This window comes from Qipengyuania sp. HL-TH1 (genome assembly GCF_036365825.1).
GTDB lineage: Bacteria > Pseudomonadota > Alphaproteobacteria > Sphingomonadales > Sphingomonadaceae > Qipengyuania > Qipengyuania profunda.
In genome coordinates this window covers 2,783,766-2,803,877 of record NZ_CP142675.1, presented here as the reverse complement: position 1 = coordinate 2,803,877, position 20,112 = coordinate 2,783,766, and the positions used below count along the sequence as shown (strand labels likewise).

Here is a 20,112-nt window from a genome sequence, read left to right as displayed (position 1 = left end):
GAATTACCCGCGTTCCCGCCGCACCTCACGTTGGCCGATGTCGCGGCGGCAGAAGCCGTCGGGGAAGGTGATCGCGTCGACCGCTTCATAGGCTTTTGCCTGCGCTTCGGTCGCGCTTGCTCCGCGCGCGGTGACGTTGAGCACGCGGCCGCCGCTGCTGGTCAGCGTCTCGCCTTTCAGCGCGGTGCCGGCGTGGAAGACCTTGGCGCCGGCGGCCTCGGCCTCGCCCAGATCGATCGTGCCGCCCTTCTTGGGCGTGCCGGGATAGCCGTCCGCCGCCATCACCACGGTCAGCGCGAAATCGCTGGATAGCACCGGCTCGGCGATGTCGCCCAACCGTCCTTGCGCGCAGGCCTGCATCAGTTCGACCAGATCGCTTTCGAGCCGCATCATCAGCACCTGGCATTCGGGGTCGCCGAAGCGCGCGTTGTACTCGATCAGCTGCGGGCCGTCCTTGGTCAGCATCAGCCCGGCATAGAGCACACCCGAATAGGGCGTACCCTCGGCGGCCATTGTGCGCACGGTCGGCTCGACGATCTCGCGCATGACCTGTGCCTGTAGCGCTTCGCTCAGCACCGGGGCGGGCGAATAGGCGCCCATGCCGCCGGTGTTCGGTCCGGTGTCGCCTGCGCCCACGCGCTTGTGATCCTGCGCCGTGCCGATGGGGACGATCGCCGTGCCATCGGTCAGCGCGAAGAAGCTGGCCTCCTCGCCCATCAGGAACTGCTCGATCACCACTTCGCTGCCCGCGCTGCCGAACTTGCCATCGAACATTTCGTCGAGCGCATGCTGCGCCTCTTCGCGTGTTTCGGCGATGACCACGCCTTTGCCCGCGGCAAGACCGTCGGCCTTGAGCACGAAGGGTGGGTCGAACTTCTTAAGCGCGCCCCAGGCCGCTTCGAGCGAAGTACAGCGCTCGTAGCGTGCAGTGGGGATATTGGCGCGGCGGCACAATTCCTTGGTGAAGCCCTTGCTGCCTTCGAGCTGTGCGGCCTGTTTGGACGGGCCGAACGTGTCCACCCCCGCGGCGCGCAGGCTGTCTGCCAGCCCATCGACCAGCGGCGCTTCGGGACCGATCACGACAAGACCGATGTCGTTCTTGCGCACGAATTCGACCACCGCCTCGTGGTCGCCCGCGTCGAGCGCGGTGCATTCGGCATGGTGTGCGATGCCCGGGTTGCCCGGTGCCGCCCACAGCTTGTCGCACAGCGGCGATTGCGCCAGTTTCCACGCTAACGCATGTTCACGCCCGCCCGACCCGAGCAAAAGGATATTCATGGCCGACCACTTCCCGTCCACTGCAGATGATGCGAGCTTGGTAGCGAAGGGCCGCACGGGCGACAACGCCGAGCCGTTGACGGTGAGCGAAATATCCCAGGCGCTCAAACGCACGGTCGAGGACCGCTTCGGCTTCGTCCGCCTGCGCGGCGAGCTGTCGGGCGTGAAGCGCGCCGCCAGCGGGCATCTCTATTGCGCGCTCAAGGACGAAAAGGCGGTGATCGACGGGGTGATGTGGCGCGGCAATACCGAGCGTCTGCCCTTCGCCCCCGAGGACGGGCTGGAAGTGGTCGCCTCGGGCAAGCTCACCACCTATCCGGGCCGCTCGAAATACCAGATCGTGATCGAGCGGATGGAACTGGCGGGCGAAGGTGCGCTGCTGGCGCTGCTCGAGAAGACCCGCGCGCGGCTGGCGGCGGAAGGATTGTTCGATGCGGGGCGCAAACAGCCGCTCCCCTTCCTGCCGCGCACCATCGGTGTGGTCACCTCGCCCACCGGCGCGGTGATTCGCGATATCCTCCACCGGCTGGCGGATCGTTTTCCCACCCGGGTCGTGGTCTGGCCGGTGCTGGTACAGGGGCAGGGCGCGGCCGCGCAGGTCGCGGGTGCGGTGCGCGGCTTCGCAGCCATGCCCGAAGGCCATCCCGATCGCCCGGACCTCGTCATCGTCGCGCGCGGCGGCGGGTCGATCGAGGATCTGTGGAGCTTCAACGAGGAAGAGGTCGTGCGCGCCATCGCCGACTGCCAGATCCCGACAATCAGCGCGGTCGGGCACGAGACCGATACCACGCTGGCGGACTATGCCGCCGACCGCCGTGCGCCGACACCCACCGCCGCGGCCGAGATCGCCGTGCCGGTGCGCGCCGAACTCGCCGCCACGCTGAAGGATTTCGAAGGGCGCAAGGAACGCGCGATCCTGCGCCCGGTGCAGCTGGGGCGCGAGCGGCTGGAAGCGCGCGTCCAGCGCCTGCCGACCCGCGAGGCCTTGCTGCAACCGCAGGCCCAGCGGCTCGACGATCTCGCCGAACGCCTGCGCCGCGGCCTGCGCGACCGCGCGGCACAGGGACGCGAGCGGCTTGGCAATCTGCGACTGTCGCCCGCTACGCTCGATCGCAATCTGCGCGAGGCACGCCGCGCGCTGGCCGGGCAGAAGCTGGCGCCCGCGCTGGTCGAGCGCCCGCTGGCCGAGCGGCGCGAGCGGCTGGCGGCGCTGGCACGGCTGGCCGAGCAGCTTCATCCCGACCGTCCCCTTGCACGCGGCTATGTGCGCGTCACCGGACCCGACGGGCGGACCATCACCGACCGGGCGGCGGCGGCGCAGGAGGCGTCACTTACGCTCAAGTTCCGCGACGGTGAGCTCGAGGTGGGCATCGGCGGCGATACCCCGCCTCCCGCGCCGCGTCGCAAACCGCGCAAATCCGGAACCCCGCCCAAGCAGGATGATTTGTTCGGTTAGGCCGGACCTGCTAGGAATTGCACCATGCTGATGAACAAGAATTCGGGCCCGCCGAAAGGCGAGGCGAAGCTGCAATACGGCCCTTCCGGCTTTCGCGTGCTACGCGCGGGCAACCATGTCTTTTGCGCGATGAGCGGGGTGCCGATTCCTCTCGACGAGCTGCGCTATTGGTCGGTCCAGCACCAGGAAGCCTACGCCAGCGCCCAGCTCGCGACCGAGCGACTGGCCCCGTGAACTGGATGCGGGTCGCGCCGCTCGTGCTTCTCGGGACCGCATGCGTTCCCGCCGCCACGCCGGAGCCCGCTCCGCCATCGCGGACGACCGAAGTGGTGCAGCCGGTCCGCACGACGCCGACGCCAGGTCCGACGCCTACGGTCACGCCGACTCCCTCACGCCCCGCGGTGTTCACCTTCGATGGTGCGCTCGAACAGGGCGGTTGGATAAGGGGCACGGTTCCCGGCGGTGCCAGCGAAGCCATGCTCGGCGAGGATGAGCTGGCGTTCGACGATGAGGGCAGGTTCTTCGCCGCCTTCGACCGCGATGCCCCCGCTGCGATGACGTTGACTGCCAAACTGGTTGACGGGGGCACGATCGATAGCCCGCTGGCGATCGCACCACGCGGCTGGGACATCGAACACGTCAATGTGGCGCGGCGCCCGGGCGCTACGTCCGCATCCTTCATGCGGCGCCGCCAGCCCGAACTCGATGCGATCTGGAATGCCCGGCTGGAAGAAACCGGGGCGCAAGGCTGGCGGCAGGACTTCGTCTGGCCCGTCAAGGGGCGCATTTCGGGCCGGTTCGGGTCGCAGCGTATCTATCGCGGCGAACCGGGCAGCTATCACTCGGGGATCGATATCGCCACGGGCGGTGCCGGCACCCCCTATGTCGCCCCCGCCGATGGCGTGGTGGTGCTCGCAGCGGATGATTTCAGCCTGGAAGGCAAGCTGCTGATCATCGACCACGGCCAAGGGCTCAACAGCGCATTCCTGCACAGCGCGCGGCTTTACGTAAGCGAGGGCGAAGTGGTCCTGCAGGGCCAGCATATCGGCGACATCGGCTCATCCGGCCGCGCCACCGGCCCGCATCTCCACTGGAGCCTCAAATGGCGCAATGCGCGGCTCGACCCGCTGTTGTTCACCGGGCCGATGCGCTGAGCGCTTGACGCGCGCAGTGTGGCGAACGAGAGGGCCGACATCCATGCGCCGCTCGCGTCTTCTCCTTGCCGTCCTGCTGGCTGGCATGATCGCTCCTGGCACGTGGCTACGCACGCCTGAACCCCCGCGCGACTTTCGGCGGCTGGCCACAGCCACTGCCATCGCATTCGAATCGACCCGCACGGGCCCCTTCACCCTTGCGGGTGCATGGGAAATGACCGGTCACCGCAAACAGTTCGGCGGCTTCTCGGCATTGGTGACGCTTGATGGAGATCGCTTCCTGGCGGGCAGCGACACTGGGCGCAGGCTGGTGTTCGAACGCCCCGATCGCAGCAGCTTGCCCGGCGTGCTCGAGCGTTTTGGAGACGATCAGGCGGGCGGGAAGGAAGGACGCGATCTCGAATCCCTCGCGATCGATCCCGCTAGCGGGACCGTCTGGGGCGGCTATGAATTTCGCAAATCGATCATTCGCTTCCATGCTGATTTGAGGGTCGACGAGGAAGTGAGTCCGCCGCTGATGCGCGACTGGGGCGGAAATTCGGGGGCCGAGGCACTGGTCCGTTTTGCCGATGGCCGGTTCCTCGTGATCGAGGAGCGTCCGCTGCGCTGGCGCGACTCGCGCCATGTCGCGCTCCTTTTTGCCACCGATCCGATCGAGGATGCCGAGCCCGAAAGCGTGCGCGTGGACATTCCCGGGGGCTACCGGCCCGTCGATGCCACGCCGCTGGAGGACGGGCGGGCGCTGATCCTGCTGCGCCGCCTTGCCCTGAGCATTCCGCCCGGATTCGAAACCGCGATCGCGGTAATCGATATCGACCGGCGCACCGCCGATGGCAGGATCCCTGCCCGCCTGCTGGCCGAATTCGGTACTGCGATCCCGCAGGACAATTACGAGGGCATGACCATCACCGACGATGCCGATGGACGGCATGTCTGGCTGATCTCGGACGACAACTTCATGGCGCTACAGCGGACACTGCTGCTCAAATTGCGCTGGGACCAACGCGAAAAGGCGCGCGAGTAGCCTCGCGCGCCTTTCGATCCAGCGTAGATGCCTTGGCGCCGAAGCGCTGACGGCTTACGCGGCAGCGAGATTCGCCTTCTTCAGCTCGCGCTTCACCTTAAGCGCGTTGGCCGAGAGCTTCTCGTCGCTAGTCTTGAGCAGCCAGTTGTCGAGACCGCCATTGTGCTCGACCGAACGCAGACCCTGGGTCGATACGCGGAACTTGAAGCTGCGATCGAGCTTCTCGCTCATCAGCGTCACGTTCTGCAGGTTCGGCAGGAAGACCCGCTTGGTCTTGTTGTTGGCGTGGCTCACATTGTGACCGACCTGGCGGCCCTTGCCGGTGAGTTCGCAAATGCGCGACATGATACGTCTCTCGTTCAAATGGCTGGGCGAGTTCCCTTGGCCGCTGCTGCGGGGCGGGGGCTCGTGTTTGTCCCGGAAAGCGGCGCGCATAGCGGCGAGCTTGCGAATCGTCAAGCACGTTGCACCCGCGCCCACCGGGGGCTAGCGCCTTGCCGATATGGCCAGTTGGACCCTTCCGCAACCCATGGAGCGCGCGCTCGAGCTTGCCGTGCAGTCTGCTGCAGCGGGCGAAGTGCCCGTCGGCGCCGTGATAACCCGCGGCGGGGAAATCCTGGCGGAAGCGCACAATGCCCCGCGCGAGACGCGTGACCCGACCGCCCATGCCGAGGTGCTGGCGATCCGGCTCGCCGCCGAGGCGCTGGGCGAGGAGCGGCTGACCGATTGCGAATTGTGGGTGACGCTGGAACCCTGCGCGATGTGCGCGGGCGCGATCGTCCATGCGCGGATCGGCAAGCTCTATTACGCAGCCAGCGACCCCAAGGGCGGCGCGGTCGAACACGGCGCACGCGTGTTCGATCAGCCGCAATGCCTGCACCGGCCCGAGGTCTACTCGGGCATGGGAGAAGCGCGCGCGGCAGAACTCTTGCGCGCGTTTTTCAGCGACCGGCGGTGATCTGAAGGCAGCTACCCCTCGTCTGAAATCGACCGGATGAGAGCTCTCCTGGCGGAGGGGGGCGCCCGATTTAGGCGCCGCTCCGATTGCCCTCGCCCGTTGAAGGCAGCCGCAAAGCGAAACTCGCTAGAGGCCCCGCCAGATCTTCGCGGGGGCTTCGTCGCGTGCGCCAAAGCGGGTCCGATCGCAGGCTTTCGGCATAAAGCGCTTGTCGTAACACAGCCGCAATTCTTCCAGCCAGCCGCGCGCGTTGAGCTTTACTCCCACCGCTTCATGCACCCAGCCGGGATTGGCATCGACAAAGCGCGTGCGGATGGTGCCTGCAGTCAGATCGTCCTCGCGGCTGACGCGGTCGTAATCGGGGATGCGCAGTCCCTCCCACAGAATGCGGGTGACCTTGAAGTAAGTCGCGGGGTTCCGGGCCATGCAGCTGCCGTGCTTGGCCCATTGGCGCACGATCAGCGCTGCGGAGGGCGAGATGCACATATTGGCAGCGACCTCGCGCGGTTGCGGTTGTCGCTGGGCGGAGCACCATTGCGGCCAGCTACGCCCGCTGTCGGGCCACAGTCCGTGCACCACGAGGCCGAACATGCCCGCCCGCCCGCTGCATTGGCGTGCATGGCGCGGCTGCCCCTTGCGCGGCTTGCAGAATTCGGGGCTCCAGCTCAGCGCCAGCGTATAGCCGGTGACCGGGAGCGGACGCGGTGCCGCATCGGGCCGGACTTGTGGTGCCTGCACTGCGCGCGGGAGGTTGCATTGATAGTGCTGCGCCGCCAGCGGAGCGGCATGGGCCAGCATGCCGACGAGCGGCAGTAGCGACAGCCGCCTAAGGAGCGACACGGTCGCGGGGATCTTCCGCAAACCACTGCCGTGCGTCGGCACGAAACAGCACGATCACGGCCGCCCCCGCCACAAGGCTTGCCGCAAGGTCGACAAAACCGGCGAGGTGCGGCCCCAGCGCCGCGAAGGCGAGATAGTTCTGGAACAGGGCGTAGAGCACGACCAGCGCCAGCAGGTAGCGTACCATCCCCATGCGCAAGAGCGAAATGGTGGCCCAGACGATGCTGGCGAGCAGTGCGAAAATGAACAGCGACGCGATCACCATCCAGATCGCCATACCCCGTGCTCCGCCGCCCTCGCCGCCAAAATCGATGAGCGCGCGTTCCTCGAGGTTTCCGAAACTCAGAACCGCCGAGACGAGCACCAGCAGTGCCGCAAGCGGGAACAACACATCGAACAGTTTGATCGAACCTGGTTTCACCCCAATTTCCCCTTAGAAACCCCGCAAAAGCCGGAATGGATGTATTACATTGCGGCGCGTATAGCGACCGCCGCGTGCGAAAGGCGGACCTATTCGGCTCCGTTTCCGCCCTTCTTTTCGGCAAACCACGCGGTGGCATCGGGCTGGAAGAGAAACCAGATGGCCAGCACCGTCATCACCGTGCTGACGAGCCCCCAGACCATCGTCGCGTCGAAATTGGTGACGATGGCGACCCCCGAGGTCACTACCGACCACGCGGAGAGGACGACAAGCAGCCACTTGGCCAGCCCGATCCGCAGGACGGAGATCATGAACCACAGCGCGAGGCTGATCGCGATGCCGAACAACACACCGGCGATCAATACGCCCGCGCCCATGTCGGCATAGCCCTGGCCTGCCAGATCGGCTTCTGTGAGGCTGGCGATCGCGCCATAGTTGAGCGCCACCCCGAGCAGTCCGATCGCGACCGATCCGAGATAGAGCCAGTCGAACTTCCTGATTGATGCCGGTTTCATGCGACCCCCTCGCTATGTTCCTGAAGCGCAGGAATATCCGAATTTACAGCGGCGTAAAGTCCAGACCGATATCGGCGGCGGGCGCACTCTGCGTGAGGCGCCCGACCGAGACGTAATCGACCCCGGTGGCAGCCTTGGCGCGGATCGTCTCGAGGTTGATCCCCCCGCTGGCTTCGGTCGGCACGCGTCCGGCGACCAGCGCCACCGCTTCGCGCAAGGTCGGCGGTTCCATATTGTCGAGCAGCAGGCGAGTTGCCCCGGCGGCAAGCGCGGGCTCGATCTGGTCGATCCGGTCGACCTCGCAGATGATTTCCTCCACCCCGGCCGCGACCGCGCGGCGGACCGCCTCGCCCACCGATCCGGCAACGAGGACATGATTGTCCTTGATCATCGCCGCGTCCCACAGACCCATGCGGTGGTTCGCCGCGCCGCCCATGCGCACCGCATATTTTTCCAGATGACGCAGGCCGGGGATGGTCTTGCGCGTATCGAGCAGGGTGCAGTCGGGATTGTCCATCGCTGCGACATAGTCCGCGACCATGGTCGCGATGCCCGAGAGGTGCTGCACGGTGTTGAGCGCGCTGCGCTCGGCAGTGAGCAGTGAGCATGGCGCGGGCATTGCCCTCGAGCCGCATCAGATCGGTGCCCGCAGGGACCTGGGCGCCTTCCTCGACGAGTATCTCGATGTCCATGTCCGGGTCGAGCGCACGGAAGAAGGCGGCGGCAATCGGCAGACCGGCGACATGGATCGCATCGCGCGTGTCCATGGCCCCAGCAAACCGCGCCTCGGCGGGGATGACGCTCTCGCTGGTGACATCGCGGCCGCCGCCCGGCAGCCCATCGCCAAGATCCTCGGCCAGCGTTTCGCGCACGAACCGGTCGAGCTCGAAGCCGGGAAGGGTGATAGTCATGAAATCGCTCCTGAAACGGGCCGGGCGAGGCGCGCTGGTGCTCGACGCGGCTCTGCGCGGCACCGGGCGTGCTCACGCCAAGACGTGTGCGCCGATCCTCAGTGCACGAACCGGGCGACGACGTCGCGATAGCTGCGGCTCACCTTCACCTCGGCGCCCGAATCGAGCACGAGGAAGCATTCGCCATTGGTATGCGGTTTCACCTGCCGCACCTGGTCGAGATTGACGATGGTCGAGCGATGCACGCGCTGGAACTTGCGCGGGTCGAGACGGCGTTCGAGATCCTTCATTGTTTCCCGTAGGATCAGCGAATTGTCGCCGGTATAAATGCACATGTAATCGCCCGCGGCTTCGATATGCTCGATCGTTTCGACCTCGACGCGGAAAATCTGGCCGCGGTCCTTGATGTTGATGAGCTTCTCGAACCGGCTGGCCGCCTCGGCATCCTCGCCCGCGAGCGTTTCGGCGGCTTCGGGGGCGACTTCGGAAAGCACGCTCTTCAGTTTCTCCGCCTCTTCGGTCGATTTCTTCTCGGCCAGGCGCTGGCGTACGCGCTCGATTGTATCGGCCAGCTTGTCCTCGTCGACCGGCTTCATCAGGTAATTGACCGCATTCGCCTCGAATGCGCGGATCGCGTGTTCCTGGAATGCGGTGACGAAGACGAACAGCGGCGGGTCAATCTCCATCACCCCCTGGACGACCGAGAAGCCGTCGAAGCCGGGCATCTGGATATCGAGGAAGACGAGATCGGGCTTCTGCGTCTTGATGGCGCGAATCGCCTCGCGGCCGTTCTGGCAGGTGCCGATGATCTCGACGTCCTCGAACGGTTCGAGCCGCAGCTGGAGGCCCTGGATGGCGAGCTTTTCGTCGTCGACTAGAAGGGTCCGGATGGTCATGTCGTCTGGGGTGCTTTCGAGGGTGAGTGTGTAGGTACAACGGCCGGGGAAGCCGCGGGTTTCTTAAGCGGGGCCGCCTGCGCGGGTGCGGCTTGCGCCGCGCTTAACGCGGGGTCCTCTTCGCTTTCGAAGGGTAATTCGATGAGCACGGAAAAGCCGCCGCTTTCGGGGGAGCGGATTTCGAAGCGGTGTTCCTCGCCATAGGCCTGCGCCAGCCGGTCGCGAATATTGGCGAGGCCGACTCCGGTCGAATCGCGGCGCGCATGCGTCGGGCGGACCGCGGGCAGGCCGGCCTCGATATTGTTCATCGTCATGCCCGGGCCCGTGTCCGACACGGTTACGCGCAGCCGCGGGCCGACGATCTGCGCGACGATGAAGATATCCGCGCCTTCCTCCTGCGGGCTGACGCCGTATTTGATCGCGTTTTCGACCAATGGCTGAAGCAGCATCGCGGGCAGCCGCGCGCTGGCCGCCTCGGGCTCGACGCGAAAGCTCGAGCGCAGCCGTTCCTCGAAGCGCATCTGCTCGATCCCGAGATAGAGCTGCAGTGTCTCGACCTCCTGCGCCACGGTTACCTTGCCGCCCGGCTGAGTCACCAGCGTGTGGCGCAGGAAGCTCGACAGGCGGGTGAGCATGGCATTGGCGGTCTCGCTCTGCTTGAGCAGGACCAGCGTGCTGATCGAATTGAGCGTGTTGAACAGGAAGTGCGGGTTGAGCTGGTAGCGCAGCATGGCCAGCTGCGCGCTGGTCGCCTGCGCTTCGAGCCGTTCGAGCCGGTCGGCCTGTTCCTCGACCTGGAGGAAGAAATTGATCGCGTAATAGAGCGCCGACCACGCGCCGAGCAGCGTCAGGTCGAAGAAGTAGATGCCCACGAACAGATTGGCGAAGCTGGTATTCGACGACGCCGCGCCCGCCACGTCGAGCACCCAGCTGTCGATGAAGGCATAGATGCCCACCGCGAGGACCAGCACCATCGCAGTCGCGCCCCAGGTCACGATCGGGCGCTGGCGGATCAGCTTGCCATAGACCACCGCGAGGATCAGGCTGAGCGAGAAACCGGTGATCGTGGCAATCAGGATGATGACCAGCCGGTCGGGCGGTTGGCCATTGGCCAGCGCGGACATGACGCGCAGCATGGTGGCCCCGCCCCAGCCGGCCAGCTGGAGGTTCCAGAACGCCTGGTTCTTATTGGCGAAGAACGGCGTTGGGCGAATGGGCAAGACTGCCATGGGCCATGCCCTCTAGCGCAATTGCGACGAACTGCGCCAGTCGCTACAGTGTCATCGACAGCCGAAGCGAGGGAGAGACGCGATGGGCGTGCAGGAAAATATCGAACATCCGGAAGCCGAACGCGCCAAGTTCCGCGAAATGCGCGAGGGCACGGCAGAGGATTGGGCAATCATCGGCGGCGAGTATCGCGCCTTCGCCAAGGGCCTGCCCGATCGCGTCCTCGATCACCTCAAGCTGCTCCATGGCGATTTCGGCGGCTTTCCCGTCGACCGGCTCGAACATTCGCTGCAGACCGCGACTCGCGCGCATCGCGACGGACGGGGCGAGCAATATGTGGTCATGGCGCTGCTGCATGATATCGGCGATACGCTGGGCAGCTATAACCACCCCGAAGTGGCCGCCTCGATCATCAAGCCCTTCGTCACCGACGAAATCCACTGGATCTGCCAGAACCACGGCGCTTTCCAGGGCTATTACTATTTCCACTTCCTCGGCATGGACCAGAACGCGCGCGACAAGTTCGCCGACCACCCGCATTTCGAAGCGTGCCGGACCTTCTGCGAGAAATACGACCAGGCCGCCTTCGACCCCGCCTATGACAGCGAACCGCTCGAATTCTTCGAACCGATGGTCCGCCGGGTGATGGAACGGCCGCTCGCCTCGATGTACGCCAAGGCAATGGAAGCGGAGTGAGCGCCTAGCCCTCCGCCGCGAGCGCGTCGGCGAGGCGCTGTTCGGGCACCAGCCCCTGGATGACCTCGTCGCCCGCTATCCAGCTGGGTGTTCCGGTGAATTGCAGCGAGCGGGCGAAGGCCATGTTGCGCGCGAGTTCGCCGGTGGCAGCGTCGGATGCAGCAAATTCTTCCGCGGCGGCTATGTCGAGCCCCGCGATCTGCGCCGCGCGGGCGACATTCGCATCGCTCGGCGGACCCTGGTCGAACATCGCGTGGTAGAACGCAGGATACTTTCCCTGTGCCGCAGCAGCCAGCGCCATGCGCGCGGCCTGTTCGCTGCCGTCGAAGATCGGCCATTCGCGGACCACCACCTTGAGTTCGGGGTCGGCGGCGATCAGGCGATCGATCCCGGCGATCGACTGGCGGCAATAGGTGCAGCCGTAATCGGTGAACTTGACCAGCACCCTCGTGCCTTGCGGATTGCCCAGAACCGCGCCCTGGAAAGGCTCTTTCACTTCGCCAGAGACCTGCGCCAGCCGGTCCTCGGCTTCGCTGCGCTGATAGGCTTCGGACATTTCGGGAAGGATCTGCGGATTGGCGAGCAAGTAATCGCGCGTATGGCCATGCCCCAGCCCCGAGAGCGACCACAGGCCGGCCCCGGCGAAGCCGAACACCAGCGCGATCAGCGCGGTCAGCAGGTTGTTTTTCATCGGATCCCTCGGTTTTCTCAGCCTGGTGCGCAATTGCGACCGCGCTCCATTTCGCATTGCCGCTCGAGCAGTGCACGCGCTTGCATGCCGATGTCCTGCGCGCGGATCCAGTCGGGTGTGCCCCGGTCGAGACCGCCCTCGGCAGCCTGCGCGCTGCGTAGCGCCAGGCCATACTGGCCGCTCATGACCTGCTGTTCGGCAGTCGCCAGGCGCGCGCGCGCCGTGTCGCCGCGCGCGGCATAGACCACGCCGAGCTGGTACCAGGCAAAGGGATTGCGACGGTCGCGCCCCACGGCGGCGCGCAGCACGCGTTCGGCCTCTTCGTAATTGTCGCGGTCTTCGGTGGCGATCAGCGCATGGCCGAACAGGCTGGCGATCAGCGGTTCGGAATTGGTCAGCGCAGTCGCGCGGCGCAGCGGCTCGAGCGATTCCTCGGGCCGTCCCGATTCGAGCAGGACCTGCCCCTTGAGCTCGAGAAAGTACGGATCGTCGGGGTCAATGGCGAGCAGCTGATCGGTTGCGCCGAGCGCGAGGTCGACCCGCGCGTTCTGGTGATAGGCATAGGCGCGCGCGTAGAGCGCAGGGACCGTAGCATCGGTTTCAGGATAGTCGCGCAAGGTGGCCGAGGGCTTGGCGAGATAGCCCACGAGCTTCGCTTTCACGCGCTCGAAATTGGCCTGGTTGCGCGCATCGCGCGGACGTTCCCAGGCGGGGTCCTTTTCATAGACCTCGCGCAGCGCGGCGATGCGGTCGCCCGAAAGCGGGTGCGTGCGGTAGAACCCCGCTTCGTCGCTCTGGCTATAGCCGTAGCGATACTCCTGATTGAGCAGCTTGCCGAAGAAGGCCAGCGAACCGCGCCCCGAGATCCCCGATTTCGAGAGATATTCCGCCCCGGCGAAATCGGCGGACGATTCCTGCGTCCGGCTGAAGGCCAGGAACTTGCCCATTGCGGCCTGTTGTCCCGCCATCATGATACCCATTGCGGCATCGCCCGCGCCCGCCAGCGCGGCGCCGATTCCGGCGATCATCGACAGCAGCGATATCTTCGTTGCAGCGGCGGCGCCCTCGCCATAACGAAGGATGTGACCCCCGGTGATATGACCGAGCTCGTGCGCGATGACGCCTTGCACTTCCTCGGCGCTATCGGCGGCGTCGATCAGCCCCGAATGAATATACACCGCCTGGCCGCCCGCGACGAAGGCGTTGATCGACGGATCATTTATCAGGATGATGTCGACATTGTCGGGTTCGAGCCCGGCCGCCTCGATCAGCGGCGCGGAAATCTCGTCGAGGAAAGCCTCGGTCTCGGCATCGCGCAGGATGCTTTGCGCGGCGACCGGCTGTGCCGCGAGCATGGCGGCAGCAAGGAAGGCAATGAGGCGGGTGAGCAGGCGCATCGGCGCGCAGCCTAAGGCCTTTCGGCCTGAACCGGAAATGAAAGATCGGTCACCCGCCGCGCGAAGGCGAGGATTGCTTCGTCGATATCGCGCGACCCGCGCCAGGGACTCGCCAGCGAGATCAGCGGCGCATTGTGATCGAAGCCCGCGTGAAAGCGCGTTTCGACCGCGCTGCCCGCTTGTTTCAGCGCCGCTGCCAGCGCGCGGGTGTTGCGCGGTTTGACCAGCGTGTCGTCCTCGCCGTGGATCAGCAGCATGGGCGGGGCCCCGGCGCGCACATGATTGACCGGCTGCGTCTCGCTTCCCGCGCCAACCGACCCGAATGCTTCGCGGCTCGATGGTTTATCATAGGGGAAGAAGTCGTAGGGCCCCGCGAGGCCAACTGCGCCGCTGAGCTTCACACCGCTGCCCGCGAGCCATTTCTCCTCCAGCGCGACCTGCACGACATTATAGGCCCCCGCCGAATGCCCGGCGACGACGATGCGCGTCGGATCACCGCCATATTGCGACGCCAGCCGCGCGGTTTCGCGGATTGCCGCAGCGGTATCTTCGAGCATGGCGGGATAGCGCCCGTCCTCGGCGAGGCGATAGCCCGCCAGCACGACTAGGAAGCCTTCGGGTGCCAGCGCGCGGGCGATGAAACTGTAATCGTCCGGATCGCCCCAGCTCCAGCTGCCGCCATGGACGAAGATCAGGATCGGGAGCGGTGTATCGGCCCCGGCGGGCGCGTAGATGCGCAGCTTCTGCGCGGGATGCTCGCCGTAACGCGCATCCGACACCAGCGTGATCCCGCGCGATCCGCCGGTCACGCGGTCGATCCCGTCGAGCACGGCCGGACCATTGCTGCGGACCGCCCATAAGAAGGCGCCGCTTGCGAGCAGGAGGACGACCACCAGTCCGAGCAGGATTTTCATAGTGCGCCTCATGCCAGTTCCGGGTCCGTTGCTTCGACCGTATCGACGATCGCCTTGGCCTCATCATCGGCGAGCAGGCCGATCGAAGCGAGGAAATTGTGCCCGGTATCATAGCTGTTTCCGTGCCATAATGGCACTTTTGCCGCCTCGAGATTGGCCTTCGCGGTTAGTTCGTCGGGAGTCATCCGCTCGCCGACCTTGCGAATGAAGATCGCACGGACCCGGCCCGGGTTCTCCAGCGCGACATCGGCAAAGGCGGTCAGGTCGCCCTGGCTGTCGTCGCCGATCAGCGCGAACTTCATGTCTGGGTAGGTGGCGAGGATGCCGTCGATCGCGGCCCGTTTGTGCGCGCCGTGGCTCGAGGAACCGAAGGTATCGCGGTTGAGGCCCCAGTCACGCAGCGCGATCGGGCCCAGTGGCAGGCCGCGCCCGCGGATATAGGTCACGAGATAGCTGAACAGGTTCCACGGGCTCGACGAGACATAGAAGAACGGGCGGTGGGTGGCCGGCTGGCGTGTCCCGGCATGGCCGCTGCCATCGGCCAGCACCTTGCCGCCGCCGAGCGCGTTGTAGAATACATCCGCCCCGGGCACGAGAATCCGTTCGGCCGGCATTTCCATGAGGACGCGCCGCCAGTTGCGCAGCACGGCGCGAAAATCGCCGGTGATCCCGGTTTCGATGATCGTATCGTCAATGTCCGAAATCACCGCGAGGCCGGTGTCGTCTCCAGGCGCGAGGACATGCGCATCGAGGCACTGGTCCGCGCCATTGGCCTGCCAGTGGATGACCACCGTCTCCCAGGCGGGGTGCACATCATATTCCCACTCGGGATCGAGCCGGATATCGAAATGGACGAAGCCCTCGCCATCGGTCAGCCCCTGGTGGCGCTGGCTTGCCTCGCCCGGCCGCGCAATTTCGAGCTCGACCGGGAATTCGGCGACTTCGTGGCTGGCGAACTGCCCCAGCATGGTCTTCGCCGCGCGCCATTTGCCGCGTTTCTCGAACTTGCCCACGCGGGATCGCAAGGCCCGCGCGGTAAGGCGCAGGCGGCTGCGGTTCCGATAACCGAAATAGGGCTGGATACGGACGGGCGCGGTAGGCAGAAACGGCATCGCCCCCGCGCTAGCCGGTGCAGCGCGGGGGCGACAAGCCTTTTGTCCGGAGCGGGTTTCTAGCCGAGCAGCTTGCGCGCGGCGCGTTCGACCAGCGGCACATCCTCGGGCACTTCGCCGATCACTTCCACGTCGCCGTCGGGCGTGCGGCGGACCATGACCAGCGCGAATTCGGCGCCGTCCCCGCCCAGCTCGTCGAGCGACAGCGAGTCGAGTGCGCGCAGCTTGCGTGCAAGACCGGCGCGGACTGCCTTCTTGTCCTCGACCGGCTTGCCCTGCTCTTCCTTGCGCAGGCGGCGTTCTTCATTGACGATGCCCTTGAGGCCGCCTTCGGCCTCGCGCAGGAAAGTGGCGAGCGTGCCGCGTTCGACACCCACGCGGTGGGCATGCGTCAGCACGGCGGCGTATTCGGTGAGGCGGGTCTTATCGTAATCGGCGCCGAAGACGAGCTTGACCACCGGGGTCATCGGCGCGCGGTCCTGATAGGTCAGGCTGTTGCTCGCCAGCAACTCGTCGAATTCGGCGGGGTTGTGCTGTGCCTCGAGGCTGAAATCATAGGCGCGGCCAACCGCGGCATACAGCGTCTTGCGGCTGCGATCTTCGGTGCTCTGCGCGGCCTGCGCCATTTCGCGCGCTGCGGCGAGGCTGTCGTATAGGCCTTCGGGGGCGGCCCTATCCTCCTCGACCGGCGCTTCGGCCTGAGCCTCGTCGCGAGGCCCTTCTTCGGCAGCGTAGCCGATGGCTTCGTCTAGCGGTGCGGTGGGTACATCCGGCTCGTCGTATAGCGGCTGGTCCGCGAATGCCGGCTCGTAATCGTCCACTTCCCCGCCAGCGACGATCGCGAATTCGGTGTCGTCTCCCTCGGGTTCTCCCTCGTCCGTCTCGGCCATCGGCTCGAGCCAGTGCCCAGCGGGAGCCTCGTAGGCGGTGGGCATGGGCGGCGGGAACGCCGCGTCTTCGCCATGGAAGGCCTGCGGTATGGGCGGCGCAGCCTCGTCGCCCGTCAGGTCGACGCTCTTCTTGGCCCGCTCGCCGCGGCTTACCAGCGAGATCAGGCTGCTCGATGTCTCTTCATCGGCCAGTGGATTGACGACATCGGCAACATCGTCCTCGCCTTCTTCCTCTTCGTCCCATTCGGGCAGGCCGTAATCGGCGGCGGTCTTGATGCTGTTGTCGAACTCGGGGCCATCGTCGCCCGGCCCAATGTCGTCGGCAATCGGGCTGCCCAGCGGATTGCCGAGCGCATCGAGGCGCGGGCCGGACGGAGCGGGGCGGGCGCTTGCTTCCACCGCGACCTCTTCCGGTTCGTCATCGAGCGAACCGAATGCGGGCTGCGGCAATGCGCCGTGTCCATGGCTTTCCATCATCTCTGCGTTCCCGAGTTCGAGCACGTCTTCGCCATATTCGGCGCGCGCATTGGTCGTCAGCGTTTCGGCGGTTTCGACGGTGTTGCCGTAGTCCGGTGCGCTCCCGAGCGACCGGTCGATCGCCAGCAAGAGCTCGTCGGCGGTTTGCTGGTCGGCCATTTCCTTCCAGTTGATCACGCCGTAGATGAAATCGATCGTCTGGTTGTTGCTCGAATAGGGCAGCAGGATCCCGCGATAGAGCACCGGTACGCCGCTCGCATCGATGAATTCGGCCTCGAAGCCGATCGGCGCCTGGTTGGCGAGGATCTGCATGTAATGGTCGGTGATCCGGCTCAGTACCGAACGTCCGGGTACTTGCGACAGCAGCGCGGGACCGCCGTCGAAATCGCATTCATACGCCAGTTCGGCGCCGACGAAGCGGACCATCGGATCGTCGACATTGTCCGCCAGGTCGAGCAGCACCGAATAGGGGCCGAAATCGCCCAGCTGTTCGGGGTGGAGGTCAGCAATATGCGGAAAGTCGAGATCGCCGAGGAGGCTGGCCCAGTGGTTGTAGGCGCGCACCTGCATGCGGCGCTCGTCCTGTCCGACCGGCGAGGGCGGCGGATCGAGCTCGGCGTCGGACTCCTCGACATAGTCGTCGTCGAAGTCCTCCTCCGCATCGCGCGAGCCAAAATAGCCGCCTAGCCTGTCAATCACTGCGTAGTCCCCGCATTTTACTCATTCTGCAGGGGTATGCGGCGCGCGTGGTAAACATATCGTAAAGCGTATTGCCTGCGGATATGACCAGCGCGCGGGACCTCAAAGCATATAGCGCATCCGGATGGTGAGCCCGCGATCTTCCGCGCCGATATCGACCGCCGCGTCGGCGAAACTGGGCGGGCCCATGCGCACCTTGGCATCGCGCGAGAAGCCGAAGCCTTCACGCGGCATCATGCCCAGCGCGCGGTCGGCCTTGCCATTGGCGTTCTCGTCATGAAGCAGCGCAACGGCGTAGCGCCCCGGTTTGACGTTGGTGAAGGTGAAGGACACGCTGCCATCATGCGCCGGCGCCGTTGCCCCATGCGCCCCAGGCACGCCGCGGCAGCGCGGAAACTGGTCTTCGTCGGTGGTCATGCAGGCGCGCACCACGCCCTTGGCATTGCGCAGTTCGGTCACCGTTACGGTAATCGTCGCGCCGGTTTTGGGCTGCGGCGGTGTCGCGGCTGCCAGCGCTGCACCCAGCGGCAGCAGCGCGAGCGCCGCCCTGCGGTTCAGGCGTTGGGGCTGAGCCCGCGATCCGTGCCGCACAAGCGATCCCAGAAGCGGAAATAGAGGCCGTAATTGCATCTGTACTCTTCATGATGACGCTGGTGGTGGCTGGCGGTTATCAGCCAGCCGCCTAACGCCGAGTGAACCAGCCGGCGGGGAAACATCTCCCAGCCCATGTGATTGGTGACGCCCATCACCGTCATCACCAGCAATACCGAGCCGAGCATGGCGACATGGATCGGGATGAGAAAGACCAGTGCGGGGATCACCACCGCTCCGGTAATCGCCTCCCATGGGTGGAAGCTCATTGCCGCCCAGGCGGTCGGCGGGCGGCTTGCATGATGGACGGCATGCATCGTGCGAAACCACGCTGGCCGGTGCATCAGCCGGTGGGTCCAGTAGAACCATGTGTCATGCGCCAGCAGGAACAGCAGCGGCGCGAGCGGCAGGTACCACAGCGGATAGTCGCTCCACCCGGTATAGATCTGCGTCCAGCCGCGCTCCTGCCACCCCCAGGCGACCACGCCCGCGGGAATGCCGTAAATCGCCGCCGAGGCGAGCGACCAGCCGATTTCCCGGCGGATCTGCGGTCCGAGCCTGGCGTGATAGCCGGGCCGCACGCGCTGCGTGACTGCAGCGAAGATCCCGCTCGCGGCGAGATAGCGCAGCGCCACGATCGCAGTCATTGCGAGAACGGAAAGGAGGATGGCGGCCGACATCATCTGCAGACCTTAGTCTGCCGCGGGCTGCGGGGGAACAGGCGAAGTGCTAGTCGGGTGTGCCCCAGGGCGCGCATTGCGGGTCCAGCCCAACGGTCGCGCGGCGCAGTGCAGTACGCGCAAGCCGTTCGACCTCGACCTTGCGGCGCGGGGCGGCCAGCGGGTGGAGCGGCGCAGGGCGGATGATCTCGCCGTCATAGCCATCGGCAACGATGATGCCGCAGCAATCGGGGCGATAGCCTTCGCCTTCCAGCGGGCTGCGATCGAGCCCCGGCGGCACGCCCCAGTAGAAGCGGTCGCAATAGTCGAGATAGTCGGGCCATTTCCCGTCACCCAGCAGATCGCCGCGCTGGACCTTGATCTCGACGATGACCACGCGGCCTTTCGGATCGATACCCATCAGGTCCGCCCGCCGGCCGTTCCGCAGCGGCATTTCCGCGAGGCACCAGATGTCGTTGCGAGCAAAAAGTCGGGCAATGCCGCGTGCGACAACTGCCGCCGTTTCCGCTGTGGTTACCGAATCCGTCATGCCCCCGAACTGGAACAGAGAGCGAACATGGTCAAGGGGCTATCTGCTGAGCCGGCTATCCGGGCAGCGCAGTCGATACTGGCGGGGCGGAGCGTTCAGCCAGCGTCGATGAGGTCGAGGATAGCCGTCCGCGCGGTGTGGAACTCGCGCCACAGCGTCAGCGCGGCAGCCGTCGTATCCTGGCCCTGCGCCGTGAGCGACAGCAGCGCGCGCAAACCGGGCTGCATCACGGCGGCGAGGTCTTCGATCCCGTGTGCCACCATTTCATAGTGCCAGCCACCCTGCTCGGCCGCGCGGTGCGGCAGCTGCTCGATTTCGGGTGTCACCGACTCGCGCCCGAGCTGGGCCAGATTGCCCACTGCAGCAGCCGCTTCGTGCACCGCTTCCCACTGGGCGGCGAGAATGCCGATATTGGGCGCCGCGCGCGGTCCCTTGTCGGCGGGCGGCAGCATGGTGGCGTGGGCCAGGTCGAATTCGTGGGGCATCGCGCTCATGACCGTGGAAGGTACGAAGCCAGTCTTGCGAAAAGCCTAACGCGCGCATCGCGAGCGCCGCGCTTGATTCGAGGCTGGCGTTTTAAGGCTGGCGAGCGCGACCGCGCTTTGCTAAGCGCCCCGCTCGCCGAAAGGCATCGGAAGCACCCGTAGCTCAGCTGGATAGAGCGCTGCCCTCCGAAGGCAGGTGTCAAGGCTAAGAATACCAAGATATTTTGGAGATTACTGTTAAGTTACAGAGGCTTATTCTGGCACTGCGAAT

The 20,112-nt window shown here is 65.7% G+C and carries 22 protein-coding genes and 1 pseudogene; 6 read left to right on the top strand and 17 right to left on the bottom strand.

The window, feature by feature from the left end; all coding sequences use genetic code 11:
• Window positions 1–3: 3 nt before the first annotated feature.
• A complete protein-coding gene (purD, locus tag VWN43_RS14255) occupies window positions 4–1,278 on the bottom strand; it encodes a phosphoribosylamine--glycine ligase (protein WP_320181284.1) in 1,275 nt (424 codons plus the stop codon).
• Between purD and xseA the strand changes: the two genes are divergently transcribed.
• Genes xseA through VWN43_RS14235 form a run of 4 tightly spaced genes read left to right on the top strand, consistent with a single transcriptional unit; the run spans window position 1,277 to window position 4,912 of the window.
• Window positions 1,277–2,734: an exodeoxyribonuclease VII large subunit gene (gene xseA / locus VWN43_RS14250; protein ID WP_320181285.1), complete on the top strand. Its 1,458-nt coding sequence runs from the start codon at window positions 1,277–1,279 to the stop codon at window positions 2,732–2,734. The two genes, purD and xseA, sit on opposite strands and share 2 nt — an antisense overlap.
• A 24-nt stretch (window positions 2,735–2,758) precedes the next feature.
• Complete coding sequence (locus VWN43_RS14245) at window positions 2,759–2,968, top strand: DUF2093 domain-containing protein (RefSeq protein ID WP_253521116.1); 210 nt, start codon at window positions 2,759–2,761, stop codon at window positions 2,966–2,968.
• Between the two features lie 5 nt (window positions 2,969–2,973).
• Window positions 2,974–3,888 carry a M23 family metallopeptidase gene (locus VWN43_RS14240; protein ID WP_320182159.1) on the top strand — a complete coding sequence of 305 codons (915 nt, stop codon included), beginning with the start codon at window positions 2,974–2,976 and terminating at the stop codon, window positions 3,886–3,888.
• Between the two features lie 43 nt (window positions 3,889–3,931).
• Entirely contained in the window at window positions 3,932–4,912 is a 981-nt protein-coding gene (locus tag VWN43_RS14235; RefSeq protein WP_320181286.1) for an esterase-like activity of phytase family protein, read from the top strand.
• A gap of 54 nt (window positions 4,913–4,966) precedes the next feature.
• Here the strand turns inward: VWN43_RS14235 and rpmB are convergent, their stop codons facing one another.
• Complete coding sequence (gene rpmB, locus VWN43_RS14230; RefSeq protein ID WP_320181287.1) at window positions 4,967–5,257, bottom strand: 50S ribosomal protein L28; 291 nt, start codon at window positions 5,255–5,257, stop codon at window positions 4,967–4,969.
• Between the two features lie 157 nt (window positions 5,258–5,414).
• Here rpmB and VWN43_RS14225 point away from each other — a divergent pair, with 157 nt between their 5' ends.
• On the top strand, window positions 5,415–5,870 hold the full coding sequence (locus VWN43_RS14225; RefSeq protein WP_320181288.1) for a nucleoside deaminase: 456 nt from the start codon (window positions 5,415–5,417) through the stop codon (window positions 5,868–5,870).
• A gap of 126 nt (window positions 5,871–5,996) precedes the next feature.
• Here the strand turns inward: VWN43_RS14225 and VWN43_RS14220 are convergent, their stop codons facing one another.
• The 6 genes and pseudogenes from VWN43_RS14220 to VWN43_RS14195 all read right to left on the bottom strand — a co-directional run bounded on the left by VWN43_RS14220 (window position 5,997) and on the right by VWN43_RS14195 (window position 10,682).
• The gene (locus VWN43_RS14220; protein ID WP_320181289.1) at window positions 5,997–6,710 is read right to left on the bottom strand and encodes a ribonuclease T2 family protein; all 714 of its coding nucleotides are present in this window, start codon (window positions 6,708–6,710) and stop codon (window positions 5,997–5,999) included.
• Window positions 6,697–7,131, bottom strand: coding sequence for a hypothetical protein (locus VWN43_RS14215; protein ID WP_253521126.1), 435 nt, complete (start codon window positions 7,129–7,131; stop codon window positions 6,697–6,699). The genes VWN43_RS14220 and VWN43_RS14215 overlap by 14 nt, the downstream gene beginning before the upstream one ends.
• A gap of 89 nt (window positions 7,132–7,220) precedes the next feature.
• On the bottom strand, window positions 7,221–7,646 hold the full coding sequence (locus VWN43_RS14210) for a hypothetical protein (protein WP_320181290.1): 426 nt from the start codon (window positions 7,644–7,646) through the stop codon (window positions 7,221–7,223).
• Window positions 7,647–7,689: 43 nt separating this feature from the next.
• A pseudogene (gene nadC / locus VWN43_RS14205) lies at window positions 7,690–8,557 on the bottom strand (carboxylating nicotinate-nucleotide diphosphorylase).
• Window positions 8,558–8,655: 98 nt separating this feature from the next.
• On the bottom strand, window positions 8,656–9,453 hold the full coding sequence (locus VWN43_RS14200) for a LytR/AlgR family response regulator transcription factor (protein WP_253521134.1): 798 nt from the start codon (window positions 9,451–9,453) through the stop codon (window positions 8,656–8,658).
• Window positions 9,450–10,682 (bottom strand): sensor histidine kinase, encoded by a 1,233-nt coding sequence (locus tag VWN43_RS14195; protein WP_253521136.1) that lies wholly within the window; start codon window positions 10,680–10,682, stop codon window positions 9,450–9,452. Before VWN43_RS14195 ends, VWN43_RS14200 begins: the two co-directional genes overlap by 4 nt.
• Before the next feature lie 82 nt (window positions 10,683–10,764).
• Between VWN43_RS14195 and VWN43_RS14190 the strand changes: the two genes are divergently transcribed.
• Complete coding sequence (locus VWN43_RS14190; RefSeq protein ID WP_253521138.1) at window positions 10,765–11,376, top strand: HD domain-containing protein; 612 nt, start codon at window positions 10,765–10,767, stop codon at window positions 11,374–11,376.
• Between the two features lie 4 nt (window positions 11,377–11,380).
• Here the strand turns inward: VWN43_RS14190 and VWN43_RS14185 are convergent, their stop codons facing one another.
• The 9 genes from VWN43_RS14185 to VWN43_RS14145 form a co-directional block, all read right to left on the bottom strand.
• Window positions 11,381–12,067 carry a DsbA family protein gene (locus VWN43_RS14185; RefSeq protein ID WP_320181292.1) on the bottom strand — a complete coding sequence of 229 codons (687 nt, stop codon included), beginning with the start codon at window positions 12,065–12,067 and terminating at the stop codon, window positions 11,381–11,383.
• 17 nt (window positions 12,068–12,084) lie between these two features.
• Window positions 12,085–13,464, bottom strand: coding sequence for a M48 family metalloprotease (locus tag VWN43_RS14180; RefSeq protein ID WP_320181293.1), 1,380 nt, complete (start codon window positions 13,462–13,464; stop codon window positions 12,085–12,087).
• 11 nt (window positions 13,465–13,475) lie between these two features.
• Complete coding sequence (locus tag VWN43_RS14175) at window positions 13,476–14,378, bottom strand: alpha/beta hydrolase (protein ID WP_320181294.1); 903 nt, start codon at window positions 14,376–14,378, stop codon at window positions 13,476–13,478.
• An 8-nt stretch (window positions 14,379–14,386) separates the two neighbouring features.
• Window positions 14,387–15,490 carry a phosphatase domain-containing protein gene (locus VWN43_RS14170; RefSeq protein ID WP_320181295.1) on the bottom strand — a complete coding sequence of 368 codons (1,104 nt, stop codon included), beginning with the start codon at window positions 15,488–15,490 and terminating at the stop codon, window positions 14,387–14,389.
• Window positions 15,491–15,549: 59 nt separating this feature from the next.
• Window positions 15,550–17,556 carry a PAS domain-containing protein gene (locus tag VWN43_RS14165; RefSeq protein ID WP_320181296.1) on the bottom strand — a complete coding sequence of 669 codons (2,007 nt, stop codon included), beginning with the start codon at window positions 17,554–17,556 and terminating at the stop codon, window positions 15,550–15,552.
• Between the two features lie 102 nt (window positions 17,557–17,658).
• Entirely contained in the window at window positions 17,659–18,147 is a 489-nt protein-coding gene (locus VWN43_RS14160) for a DUF2141 domain-containing protein (RefSeq protein ID WP_320181297.1), read from the bottom strand.
• Window positions 18,111–18,827, bottom strand: coding sequence for a sterol desaturase family protein (locus VWN43_RS14155; protein ID WP_320182160.1), 717 nt, complete (start codon window positions 18,825–18,827; stop codon window positions 18,111–18,113). Before VWN43_RS14155 ends, VWN43_RS14160 begins: the two co-directional genes overlap by 37 nt.
• Before the next feature lie 49 nt (window positions 18,828–18,876).
• Window positions 18,877–19,356 (bottom strand): MmcB family DNA repair protein, encoded by a 480-nt coding sequence (locus tag VWN43_RS14150; protein WP_320181298.1) that lies wholly within the window; start codon window positions 19,354–19,356, stop codon window positions 18,877–18,879.
• 95 nt (window positions 19,357–19,451) lie between these two features.
• Window positions 19,452–19,850 (bottom strand): hypothetical protein, encoded by a 399-nt coding sequence (locus VWN43_RS14145; RefSeq protein WP_320181299.1) that lies wholly within the window; start codon window positions 19,848–19,850, stop codon window positions 19,452–19,454.
• Window positions 19,851–20,112: the final 262 nt, after the last annotated feature.

Coding starts and splice junctions, on each gene's coding strand:
- VWN43_RS14190 (WP_253521138.1), top strand. CDS start 10,765: ATGGGCGTGCAGGAAAATATCGAACATCCGGAAGCCGAACGCGCCAAG.
- VWN43_RS14245 (WP_253521116.1), top strand. CDS start 2,759: ATGCTGATGAACAAGAATTCGGGCCCGCCGAAAGGCGAGGCGAAGCTG.
- VWN43_RS14175 (WP_320181294.1), bottom strand. CDS start 14,378: ATGAAAATCCTGCTCGGACTGGTGGTCGTCCTCCTGCTCGCAAGCGGC.
- VWN43_RS14235 (WP_320181286.1), top strand. CDS start 3,932: ATGCGCCGCTCGCGTCTTCTCCTTGCCGTCCTGCTGGCTGGCATGATC.
- VWN43_RS14185 (WP_320181292.1), bottom strand. CDS start 12,067: ATGAAAAACAACCTGCTGACCGCGCTGATCGCGCTGGTGTTCGGCTTC.
- VWN43_RS14145 (WP_320181299.1), bottom strand. CDS start 19,850: ATGAGCGCGATGCCCCACGAATTCGACCTGGCCCACGCCACCATGCTG.
- VWN43_RS14150 (WP_320181298.1), bottom strand. CDS start 19,356: ATGACGGATTCGGTAACCACAGCGGAAACGGCGGCAGTTGTCGCACGC.
- VWN43_RS14210 (WP_320181290.1), bottom strand. CDS start 7,646: ATGAAACCGGCATCAATCAGGAAGTTCGACTGGCTCTATCTCGGATCG.
- VWN43_RS14155 (WP_320182160.1), bottom strand. CDS start 18,827: ATGTCGGCCGCCATCCTCCTTTCCGTTCTCGCAATGACTGCGATCGTG.
- VWN43_RS14170 (WP_320181295.1), bottom strand. CDS start 15,490: ATGCCGTTTCTGCCTACCGCGCCCGTCCGTATCCAGCCCTATTTCGGT.
- VWN43_RS14180 (WP_320181293.1), bottom strand. CDS start 13,464: ATGCGCCTGCTCACCCGCCTCATTGCCTTCCTTGCTGCCGCCATGCTC.
- VWN43_RS14240 (WP_320182159.1), top strand. CDS start 2,974: ATGCGGGTCGCGCCGCTCGTGCTTCTCGGGACCGCATGCGTTCCCGCC.
- VWN43_RS14200 (WP_253521134.1), bottom strand. CDS start 9,453: ATGACCATCCGGACCCTTCTAGTCGACGACGAAAAGCTCGCCATCCAG.
- xseA (WP_320181285.1), top strand. CDS start 1,277: ATGGCCGACCACTTCCCGTCCACTGCAGATGATGCGAGCTTGGTAGCG.
- rpmB (WP_320181287.1), bottom strand. CDS start 5,257: ATGTCGCGCATTTGCGAACTCACCGGCAAGGGCCGCCAGGTCGGTCAC.
- VWN43_RS14195 (WP_253521136.1), bottom strand. CDS start 10,682: ATGGCAGTCTTGCCCATTCGCCCAACGCCGTTCTTCGCCAATAAGAAC.
- VWN43_RS14225 (WP_320181288.1), top strand. CDS start 5,415: ATGGCCAGTTGGACCCTTCCGCAACCCATGGAGCGCGCGCTCGAGCTT.
- purD (WP_320181284.1), bottom strand. CDS start 1,278: ATGAATATCCTTTTGCTCGGGTCGGGCGGGCGTGAACATGCGTTAGCG.